Origin of the sequence: Vibrio rumoiensis 1S-45, assembly GCF_000286955.2 — a bacterium.
GTDB lineage: Bacteria > Pseudomonadota > Gammaproteobacteria > Enterobacterales > Vibrionaceae > Vibrio > Vibrio rumoiensis_A.
In genome coordinates this window covers 1-10,867 of record NZ_AJYK02000110.1, presented here as the reverse complement: position 1 = coordinate 10,867, position 10,867 = coordinate 1, and the positions used below count along the sequence as shown (strand labels likewise).

General features: G+C 40.0%; 8 protein-coding genes. 3 read left to right on the top strand and 5 right to left on the bottom strand.

Translation table 11 applies throughout. The features are described from left to right. Nucleotides 1-144: 144 nt before the first annotated feature. Both A1QC_RS14730 and A1QC_RS14725 read right to left on the bottom strand, forming a co-directional pair. Nucleotides 145-1,959: a DUF3413 domain-containing protein gene (locus tag A1QC_RS14730; protein ID WP_017025059.1), complete on the bottom strand. Its 1,815-nt coding sequence runs from the start codon at nucleotides 1,957-1,959 to the stop codon at nucleotides 145-147. A gap of 40 nt (nucleotides 1,960-1,999) precedes the next feature. Next, nucleotides 2,000-2,215 carry a YejL family protein gene (locus A1QC_RS14725; protein ID WP_017025058.1) on the bottom strand — a complete coding sequence of 72 codons (216 nt, stop codon included), beginning with the start codon at nucleotides 2,213-2,215 and terminating at the stop codon, nucleotides 2,000-2,002. Between the two features lie 156 nt (nucleotides 2,216-2,371). Here A1QC_RS14725 and yejK point away from each other — a divergent pair, with 156 nt between their 5' ends. Then, entirely contained in the window at nucleotides 2,372-3,373 is a 1,002-nt protein-coding gene (yejK, locus tag A1QC_RS14720) for a nucleoid-associated protein YejK (RefSeq protein WP_017025057.1), read from the top strand. Nucleotides 3,374-3,540: 167 nt separating this feature from the next. Continuing rightward, a complete protein-coding gene (gene asd / locus A1QC_RS14715; protein ID WP_026025809.1) occupies nucleotides 3,541-4,656 on the top strand; it encodes an aspartate-semialdehyde dehydrogenase in 1,116 nt (371 codons plus the stop codon). Between the two features lie 118 nt (nucleotides 4,657-4,774). Here the strand turns inward: asd and A1QC_RS14710 are convergent, their stop codons facing one another. Together A1QC_RS14710 and A1QC_RS14705 are read right to left on the bottom strand one after the other, a co-directional pair. Continuing rightward, complete coding sequence (locus A1QC_RS14710) at nucleotides 4,775-5,635, bottom strand: ion transporter (RefSeq protein WP_017025055.1); 861 nt, start codon at nucleotides 5,633-5,635, stop codon at nucleotides 4,775-4,777. A 63-nt stretch (nucleotides 5,636-5,698) separates the two neighbouring features. Next, nucleotides 5,699-6,340 (bottom strand): YchE family NAAT transporter, encoded by a 642-nt coding sequence (locus tag A1QC_RS14705; protein WP_017025054.1) that lies wholly within the window; start codon nucleotides 6,338-6,340, stop codon nucleotides 5,699-5,701. A gap of 777 nt (nucleotides 6,341-7,117) precedes the next feature. Here A1QC_RS14705 and adhE point away from each other — a divergent pair. Beyond that, nucleotides 7,118-9,790 (top strand): bifunctional acetaldehyde-CoA/alcohol dehydrogenase, encoded by a 2,673-nt coding sequence (gene adhE, locus A1QC_RS14700; RefSeq protein ID WP_017025053.1) that lies wholly within the window; start codon nucleotides 7,118-7,120, stop codon nucleotides 9,788-9,790. Nucleotides 9,791-9,899: 109 nt separating this feature from the next. Here the strand turns inward: adhE and A1QC_RS14695 are convergent, their stop codons facing one another. Next, nucleotides 9,900-10,559 carry an SDR family oxidoreductase gene (locus A1QC_RS14695; RefSeq protein ID WP_017025052.1) on the bottom strand — a complete coding sequence of 220 codons (660 nt, stop codon included), beginning with the start codon at nucleotides 10,557-10,559 and terminating at the stop codon, nucleotides 9,900-9,902. Nucleotides 10,560-10,867: the final 308 nt, after the last annotated feature.

Genomic DNA, 10,867 nt, shown 5'->3' with positions numbered 1-10,867 from the left:
TGAGAGGATTTGAACCTCCGACCCCTGACACCCCATGACAGTGCGCTACCAAGCTGCGCTACATACCGATAAGACATAATGTAAGGGATTGAAGTAAATTACGTCAATACTCTTTATCACAAAGTGAGATTAACTGATGGAAAATCAATCACCTTGGCGATAAAAACGCTTCAATTCCGACAAGCCTTGCAGAACGATTGAAAGCTTAGGTTTCGAACTCTTACTGCGCTTATAATTTTCATCAAATACTTTGTAGTTACCAAATTGGTCAACCACAGTCGTTGTATCATCTGTTATTAGAGCAATATTGTCACTGTCTCCAGCCAGAATCCAAGGTCTAGGGTTTGTGTTGAATAAATTCTTACCACTGCCTAAATCATAAGGATTTGATGATGCTTGGAATAAGTCTTTCATTAGTGTTGCAGATAAATCTAAATGACTCGTTTTATGTTTAAAGAGTTCAGGCTGCTTTCCAGGCCAATGAATGACCATTGGTACTTGCAACTGGTAACGGCTGAAATTGCTGTTAGAGCCCCAAGTATTATTTTGAGTTTCATTAAATTCTGTACCATGGTTCGACGTGATAATTACAATGGTGTCTTCTAACGAACTCTTACTTTCTACTTCATCCAAGATTTTCTTAATCTGTTTGTCTGTTTCAAATACAGCAGATTGGTAACGAGCTTTGAGCTTATCTGTTGGTTGTTTCGAGCCAGTTTTAAATTGAGAAAATACAGTTGGGCTATCTTCAAAGTTTTCGACTTTAGAGAGTTCGATATAGCTAAACCAAGGTTTATTTGATGTTGCCGATAGCCAGGTTTTCCAGGTGTCGATGGTTTTCTCATCCGATGAACTTTCTTTCTTCTTAGTCGACAGATCTAAAGAACGAAATATTTCATCATAAAATTCTGCATCTTCAAAATTATCACTGCTAAATGCCGACATTTGGTAATCACGGCTACGCATTGTATTAATAAAGAGAGGCGCGGTATTCTGCGCTTTTATACTTGAAGCATAACTGCTTGGTAATCCATAGAATAAACCAAACACGCCATAAGTATTATTACTCGCACTGTAGTGATTCATGAAGTTCTGGTTGTTCTTGGCAAAGCGGTACGTCTCTGGCATCACATCAGACGTCAACATATCGCTGCGCAAGTTGTCTACCATGACCATCAACACGTTGTATTGCTTTCCACGACCTTCAAATTTAACGGGTTCCAATGGGTAATTAATCACCTCACTAGTACCACCATTTTTTTCTAGGCGCTCAAGGTATTCTTCTTTATCCAATAAGCCATGTTTTTCCATGAAGGATTTAGCTGTCATTGGATAAGACAATGGAAGATTAGCGCGTTGGTTAGTGATGGGGCTATAGAAAAAAGCATCCGCCCAAATGTAAATTAGGTGGCTACTAACAAAACAAAGGAAAAATATAATGGTTGCAGGCTTGCCCACTTGCTTGCGTGATAGCTTACGCTGTTTTTTCCAAATCCATTCTGAAATGGCAATTTGCAGCAAGAAAATCACCGGAACAGCAGCAAATAAATATTGCCATTCGGCATTAAATGACGTGTTTTCTTTGCTTAGCAATAGCTCCCAAACAACAGGGTTAAGGTGTAGGTGAAGCTTTTGATAAGCTTGGCTGTCTAGTAACAATAGCGTTAAACAAGCCGTCGCAAAACACACGCTGATGAGGCGTAATAATTTTCGGGATGGAATGATAAAAGTTAATGGGAAGAGAATTAAAATATAGAGGGCAAAAACGAGAAAGCTAAAATGCCCGATCCATGAAATGATCAGGTAAGCTTGCCCTAATAGCGTGTCTGGCCAAGGTGATTGGGCGAGAAAGGTCGTACCAATCAACATTGCAAGAATGATGTTAAAGAAAGAGAACCAATGTCCCCAACTTACTAATCGAGAGACGCGCTCCCCATATGAATTATCGCTATCTACCATTTATTTTATCGTTCTAACTCAATTTAGTTTAAGAATGCATTCAATCATCAATCGATGATAAAAGGGCTTGAGAAAATTTATCTGCAATGAGTTTACGTTGAGATTTTGGCACATTAGAGTTCAAGATGTTAGTGACTATATTACCAGCAATCATTAAGCTTAAATCAGCGTTTGCTTCATGTTTTTTTAACACGGCAGCGATTTCTGCCAAGATTTTTTCGATTTTTTCGTCGCTGTATTTTGAATTAATAGGCATAACGGCTCTAATCTAGTTCCTAGTATTGGTTAATAATGTTTCAAACACTTAAAAATAGACACAAAACAAGAATATTTAAGTGATTTTGGGATACAAAGCGGCTTATGATAACCTAGTCTTCCTCACAACTGAAACATCAACTGAAACTAATTTATCATGAGCTTAAATATTTCCAACGTTATATTGCATAAATTGACAAAAAATGACCAAGATGAACTGGTCGTTAACTTACGAGATTCAGCATTGCCAAGTGAAGGTGTGAGCGAACAACTCGTTGCAGAACTACATCGAACCTTTAACGCAAAAGGCGGAAAAGGCTTCGGCATTTATAAAGAAGAGAGTGAATTTCAATCTTGGATGAAGCAACTTCGCCAAGGTGAGCTGAACTTTTATGACTTTTCTCAGCAATCGGCTGAACGTCTTAAAATCGAGTTATCAAAATATCCATTCGCAGAAGAAGGGGTATTGGTGCTTGCGGAATATCAATCATTGGCGACTGATTATTTATTCATTGCTTTGCTACCTTCTAATCAGAGCCTTAAAGTCGATGACGCATTAGACATTACCGGAACCGATTATCTTGATATCAACAAAATGGATATTGCGGTTCGAATCGACCTTTCTCGTTATGAAACCGATCCAGAATCTAACCGCTACTTAACTTACATTAAAGGCCGTGTGGGACGTAAAGTTGCGGATTTCTTTTTAGATTTCTTACAAGCTGAAGTGGGTTTAGATAGTAAAAAACAAAACTTAGTGCTTATGCAAGCGGTAGATGATTACTGCGTCGATGCGCAATTAAATAAAGATGAAACCGTTGCTTACCGTAAACAAGTGCATGATTATTGTAATGAACAGTTAAAGTCTGGTGATGAAGTGACGATCAAAGAATTGTCGGGTGAGTTAACCGGTTCTGGTCATGACGACAATTTCCAAGAGTTTACACAAAAACAAGGCTATGAATTAGAAGACAGCTTTCCTGTTGATCGTTCAACCATTCGCAAATTAGCCAAGTATGTTGGCGCTGGCGGAGGTTTGTCGATTAACTTTGACAGTATGTTATTAGGTGAGCGAGTATTTTACGATCCAGAAACGGATACGTTGACGATTAAAGGCATTCCGCCAAACTTAAAGGATCAGTTGACTCGTCATTCATAATGCGCGTGGCTTCAACAACTCAAACCAGTTATGTAAAAATCGGGTTTGAAGATTGGCGTAAGCAATGAGATAGTAGAGTGATTCTTTAAAAGAAGTATTTTTGTGGCATAGCGTTGTTATGCCTCGTTTAAAAGATATAAAAAATATCATGGAGAGGATGAGAAATGATGAGAGTAGGTTTAGTTGGCTGGCGTGGCATGGTAGGTTCTGTGCTAATGCAACGTATGGTGGAAGAGAAGGATTTCGACCTTATTGAACCTGTATTTTATACCACATCGCAAGTGGGTATTCCTGCGCCTTTCCTAGGTAAAGATGCGGGCATGCTTCAAGATGCGTTTGATATTGATAGCTTAAAGCAACTTGATGCGATCATTACTTGTCAGGGCGGTTCTTACACTGAAAAAGTCTACCCAGCGCTGCGCCAAGCAGGTTGGAAAGGGTACTGGATTGATGCGGCTTCGACACTTCGCATGAAAGATGATGCCATCATTACGCTTGATCCGGTGAACTTAAAACAAATTCAACACGGCCTTCATGCTGGTACCAATACTTTTGTTGGCGGTAACTGTACAGTTAGCCTAATGCTTATGGGCCTTGGTGGCTTGTATGAAAAAGGCATGATCGAGTGGATGAGCGCCATGACTTATCAAGCGGCTTCTGGCGCAGGTGCTAAAAATATGCGTGAGTTGATTGCACAAATGGGTGTAATTAACCAATCAGTAAGCGCTGAAATGGCCGATCCAGCCAGTTCAATTCTCGATATTGACCGTAAAGTTGCGGAAACTATTCGTTCAAGTGAATTCCCAACCAGTGAGTTTGGTGCGCCATTAGCAGGTTCGTTAATCCCTTGGATTGACGTTAAGCGTGAAAACGGCCAAAGTAAAGAAGAGTGGAAAGCAACCGTTGAGACGAACAAGATCCTTGGTCTTCAAGGTGATGGTGTGGTTCCTATTGATGGGACTTGTGTGCGTATCGGCGCAATGCGTTGTCACTCACAAGCGTTGACCATTAAGCTGAAGCAAAATGTACCAATGGATGAAATTGAAGAAATCATCGCGACTCATAATGATTGGGTGAAAGTGATCCCGAATGATCGCGATATTACGGCTCAAGAACTTTCTCCAGCTAAAGTGACAGGTACACTTTCTGTGCCTGTTGGTCGCCTTCGCAAGATGGAAATGGGTGATACCTTCCTGAATGCGTTTACTGTTGGTGACCAGCTGTTATGGGGTGCTGCGGAACCATTACGCCGTACTCTACGCATCATCTTAGCGGAAAAATAACATTGTCGTTAATTCGATAAACCTATAAAAATACCGGCCAAGTTGGCCGGTATTTTTTTGTCTGTCTATAACCTTCAATTGCCTTGGGTATTAAATACAAAAACTTAAATGTTCCTGTTTATTCTTCAGGTGGAGAAGGGTGCTTGACCGGAACCACACGCTGATCGGGATCGGCAAGTTCACCACCGCAATGTTTGCAGAAGAGGGCATCTGTCTCATGGCCGCTTTTCGTGCAGTTAGGACAAAGCACTAAGCTACGGTGCGCTTTCATTTCTTGATTGAGTTCCGCGGTAATAATCCCCGTTGGTACGGCTAAAATTGAATAACCTAAAAGCATGGTTAATGCCGCAACGGCTTGTCCTAATGGTGTTTGCGGGACAACATCGCCATAGCCTACAGTAGTAATGGTTATGATTGCCCAATAGATACCTCTTGGAATACTGGTAAAGCCATTTTCTGGGCCTTCAATGACATACATTAATGCGCCGAAAATAGTGACCAGAATAGCAACGGCACTAAAGAAAATTAAAATCTTTCTTTGTGACATGGCGAGCGTGCGTACGAGTAAGTTGGAATCTTGTAAAAAGCGTACCAGCTTTAAAATACGGAAAATTCGCATTACCCGTAGCAGTCGGATGATGCCAATAAAGCTTGCTGCTGGGAAAAAGAAAGCTAAATAGGTTGGCAGAATGGCGAGCAAATCAATGACGCCGTAGAAGCTTTTGGCATAAGCGCTTGGTTTCGGTGAACAATATAATCTTAATAAATATTCGACCGTAAACATGGCGGTGAAGATATATTCTAAAATATCGAATTCTTTTTGCCATTGATCCGCAAAAGCGGGAACAGAATCAAGAATAAGTACAATCAATGAACTGATGATGGCAACGATTAAGATGAGATCAAAACGTTTTCCGGCAGGGGTATGAGTGCCAAAAATTATGACATACAGTTGGTGCTTTAGGGTGTCTTGAGTCATCAGTTTTAATCTTCCTATAATCTTGTTAGCTCAATAGCTCAATAGCTCAATAGCTCAATAGCTCTATGCCATCAACCCTGGGAAAAGGCTGCCAACACCATTAACGATAAATTGAATGCCTAAAGCTGCCAGAATCAAACCCATGATACGAGTGATCACGTTGATACCCGTTTGTCCTAAAAATCGAACAATCAAAGGGGCTGAACGAAATAGTAACCAAGAGCAAAAACAAAAGGCAATAATAGTCGCAATAATACCAAGAGTTTCAAATAAGCTTGGGTAGCGAGATCCATAAACAATAGTTGAACTTATCGCACCAGGTCCTGCCATTAAAGGCATCGCTAATGGAACAACCCCTATTTGCTCTCGGCTAATGTATTCAGTTTGCTCTTGTTTGTTTTGCTTATCTTCACCGAGTTTACCGCTCATCATGGAAAAAGCGATACTCATGAGCAGTAAGCCGCCCGCAATTCGAAAAGAATCCAAAGAAATACTGAACATATCAAGTAAAAACTGACCACATAATAACGAGACGACCAAAATAATGCCTACTGCTATGTTAGCCGTGGTGGCGGTTTTACGTTTTTCTTCAGGAGACATGTGCCCAGTCAGTGAAACAAAAACAGGCATAATTCCTACTGGATTCACTGCAGCCACAAGGCCAAGAAAAAATTGTAGGTAAATGGCAAATTCAATAGAGGCCATGAACAGTTCTCGAAAGTTAATATTGGAAACGGTGGTGGACTAAAGCCAGTTCATAAAAATGAATTATTAATATGCTGAACTAACAGTAGAAGAGAGCGTAATGTAAGGCAAATGGTTATAAAATTCGAGTGATATCTCTTAATTGTTCGAGTTTCAGTAAGCCCTAAAACTTTACAGTGTCTATACATATACATGGTATGTGGTTGGTATCAACACCAAGGCTCGATATTTGGAAAATAAAAACGCCATTATCAATAAGAGGAGGGACTATTTAAGAATTTCGATTTGTGTTCAAATCAATGCGGGCTAGATAGAATGAGTTTCCATTAAGTTATTGTAACTAATAAGAAATAATCTTATCAATAGTGATAGAAAGTGAAGCCAAAAGTGGTATGTATCATGATGTTGAGTATACTTGTTTACATCATGGAAATAGTGTCGATTTTTGGTTTTTCTGATAGAAATGCCATGATATTTTTGTGATTTGAGAACGGATTTGTATTGATGAGGTGAATATTTTTTTCGATTAGTGAAATTAATTAATTCATTATTAATCAATGGTTTACTTTTTAGCTTTGGCAGGAAATACCGCTTTAGAGGTAATTAGCGGGCGAGAAATGATCTAAGTCAATATTTTAAATATTTGAAGGCTTATACTCAATTTGAAAGCGATTTACTAAGACGGTTTACATAGCTTTAATATTGGTAACAAGTTGTACCGCGATCTCAGTAGTCTTACTAAATAGTTTTTAATTTTTAGATCTTAGGAGATTTATTATGCCTGTAACGAATTTAGCTGAACTTGATGATCTTGTTACACGTGTTCAAGCAGCACAAAAAGAATTTGCAACTTTTTCACAAGAACAAGTAGATAAAATTTTTCGTGCTGCATCACTAGCCGCTAACCAAGCGCGAATTCCTCTAGCACAACAAGCGGTAGCCGAATCAGGCATGGGTATTATCGAAGATAAAGTGATCAAGAACCACTTTGCTTCAGAGTTTATCTATAACAAATACAAAGATGAAAAAACCTGTGGTGTGTTAGAAGTTAACGATGAATACGGCACAATGACCATTGCTGAACCCGTTGGCATCATCTGTGGTATCGTCCCAACCACTAACCCAACATCGACTGCGATTTTCAAGTCTCTTATCTCTTTGAAAACGCGTAATGCCATCATCTTCTCGCCACATCCACGAGCGAAAAATTCTACCAATGATGCTGCTAAATTAGTCTTAGATGCTGCAGTTGCCGCAGGCGCTCCAAAAGATATCATTGGTTGGATCGATCAACCGTCTGTTGAATTATCCAATGCTTTAATGAAGCACGATGGCATTAACCTTATTCTTGCAACTGGTGGTCCAGGCATGGTTAAAGCTGCGTATTCTTCAGGTAAACCTGCCATTGGCGTAGGTGCGGGTAACGTGCCTGTGGTTATTGATGAAACAGCAGATATCAAGCGTGCAGTAGCATCAGTCCTTATGTCTAAAACTTTCGATAACGGTGTGGTATGTGCTTCTGAACAAGCCGTTATTGTTATGGATGAAGTTTATGACGAAGTGAAAGAGCGTTTTGCTTCTCATAATGGTTATGTGTTGTCTAAATCTGAAGCGGACAAAGTACGTAAGATTTTATTGATTAATGGTAACTTGAATGCGGATATCGTAGGCCAGCCTGCAACGAAAATTGCAGAAATGGCAGGTGTTAAAGTGCCTGCCGATACCAAGATCTTGATTGGTGAAGGTGGTGTAGTGAGCCACGATGATGAATTTGCTCACGAGAAACTGTCTCCTACGTTAGGTATGTTCCGCGCATCTTCATTTGAAAATGCCGTAGAACAAGCGATCACTATGGTGGAAATCGGTGGTATCGGCCATACCTCGGGCCTTTACACAAACCAAGATACCAATGAAGACCGTATTCGCTACTTTGGCGATAAAATGAAAACCGCTCGTATTCTTATCAATATCCCAACCACACATGGCGGTATTGGTGACCTATACAACTTTAACGTTGCGCCTTCATTAACGTTAGGTTGTGGTTCATGGGGTGGTAACTCTATCTCAGAAAACGTAGGTCCTAAGCACCTTATCAACAAAAAAACGGTCGCTAAGAGAGCAGAGAATATGTTGTGGCATAAACTTCCAAAATCTATTTACTTCCGCCGTGGTAGCTTACCAATTGCATTGAGTGATTTAGAAGATAAGAAACGAGCATTCCTTGTGACAGACCGTTTCCTATTCAACAATGGTTACGCTGATGAAGTCGTGAGCATTTTGAAAAACTTGGGCTTAGAAGTTCAAACCTTCTTTGATGTAGAAGCCGATCCAACGCTTTCAGTGGTTGAAAAGGGCGCAGAAGCCATGAAGAGCTTCCAACCAGATGTGATTTTGGCGCTTGGCGGTGGTTCTCCAATGGATGCCGCTAAGATCATGTGGGTGATGTACGAGCACCCTGAAACACACTTTGAAGAATTAGCAATGCGCTTTATGGATATCCGTAAACGTATTTACAAATTCCCTAAAATGGGTAAAAAAGCAGAACTTGTTTGTATCACTACCACATCTGGTACGGGCTCTGAAGTAACGCCGTTTGCCGTTGTAACAGATGATAAGACAGGGGCTAAATACCCATTAGCCGATTACGAATTAACGCCTCAAATGGCGATTGTTGATGCAAACTTAGTTATGAATATGCCTAAATCATTGACGGCATTTGGTGGTTACGATGCAATTACTCACGCACTAGAAGCTTATGTGTCGGTGCTTGCAAATGAATATTCAGACGGCCACGCACTTCAAGCGCTTAAAATGCTGAAAGAGTACCTACCATCAAGTTACAAAAATGGTGCTGCGGATCCCATCGCTCGTGAGAAAGTGCACAATGCGGCGACGATCGCGGGTATGTCATTTGCCAATGCTTTCCTTGGTGTGTGTCACTCCATTGCCCATAAAATTGGTGCAGAGTTCCACATTCCACATGGACTTGCTAACGCATTAATGATTTCTAACGTGATTCGTTTTAATGCTAATGACAACCCAACCAAACAAACGGCATTTTCTCAATACGATCGCCCACAAGCGCGTCGTCGTTATGCGGAAATCGCTGACCACTTAGGGTTAAGCCAAGCTGGTGACCGTACTGCACAGAAAATTGAGCGTCTATTAACTTGGTTGGATGAAGTAAAAGTTGAATTAGATATTCCAATGTCTATTCAAGCAGCAGGTGTACCTGAAGCCGACTTCTTAGCTAAGCTGGATGAACTGGCAGTCGATGCCTTTGATGACCAATGTACAGGCGCTAACCCTCGTTACCCTCTCATTACAGAATTGAGAGAAGTATTGCTTGCTGCATATTATGGTAAAGCGTATATCGAAGGTGAGACCTTTGAAGGTACAACAGTAATTAAAAAAACAGAAGAACCAAAGAAAGCGGCAAAGAAGAAATAATCGGATAAATAATTAGATTATTAACCGCTCTCAAGAAGACATAAAGCCTCATCAATGGATGAGGCTTTTTTATAGGAATAGTTTTAACTTTGGTTGATGACTTTTGGGCTTAATAGGAATCCAGAATACGGCCATTAAAGTAATCATTTTCAACGATATATTCAGCGTTGCGTATTAACTCATCGTAATTATGAGCCCAGTTATGGCTATGAGCATGCCTAGAAACGTTAGGCAAAATACCACCTACACGAATATTGAATGGCATTAATTCCTCTGCCCAGCTTTGAGTAAATTCAGAAATAAGTGATGACGAGTGGTGAGGATCTTCTTGTTCATGGCCTGAGAGATTAACAATAACGCCTTTTTTACCATTATTAAGCATTTGCTTTGCTGCCAATTTACTAAAGCAAAGCATGGTCATCGCAATATTGGAAATTTGGCTGCTGTATAAATCAAGGTTGTCATCATCCATTAAAGATGGTGAAGGAAGGCTTGGATATAGGTTAATTAGCACATCGATACCTTTGTCAAAGTGATGATTAATAGATGAGAACAAAGGTTGGACACTTTCGAAGCTATGGTCATCGAGCAAGTATTGGAATACTTTTGATGAATACTGTTGGCATTGTTGAATCGTGCGATTCAAGGTGATTTCATTGTTGTCTACCAAAATGACATTAGCGTTAAGAGACAGAAAGTGCTGAGCTAAATTTTGACCTAAATGAGAGCCTGCTGACGTAATGACAACAACTGAATTTTGTATATTCATAAAAACACCCCATTGGTTTCAAATTTATAAAAAGCACGTCTATGAACTTCATCGTACCTCCATGAGTGTAATCACCCGACGTCTAAACCGATAAACCATAGACAATAAGCATGGTAGCAAAACGTGTAAAGATCTTGTGAATAACATCATGAGTATGAAATGAAACAATGTAACTTATTAATTAATTAGAATTTAATGGAAATGGGGTTGTGGATAATTTTTAAACAATGTGGAGTCGATCATTGTTTGAGTGAGCTAGTCAAGAGGTTAGGGCGGTGACATTGGCCAGCAGAAGCCATTGGTAAGGT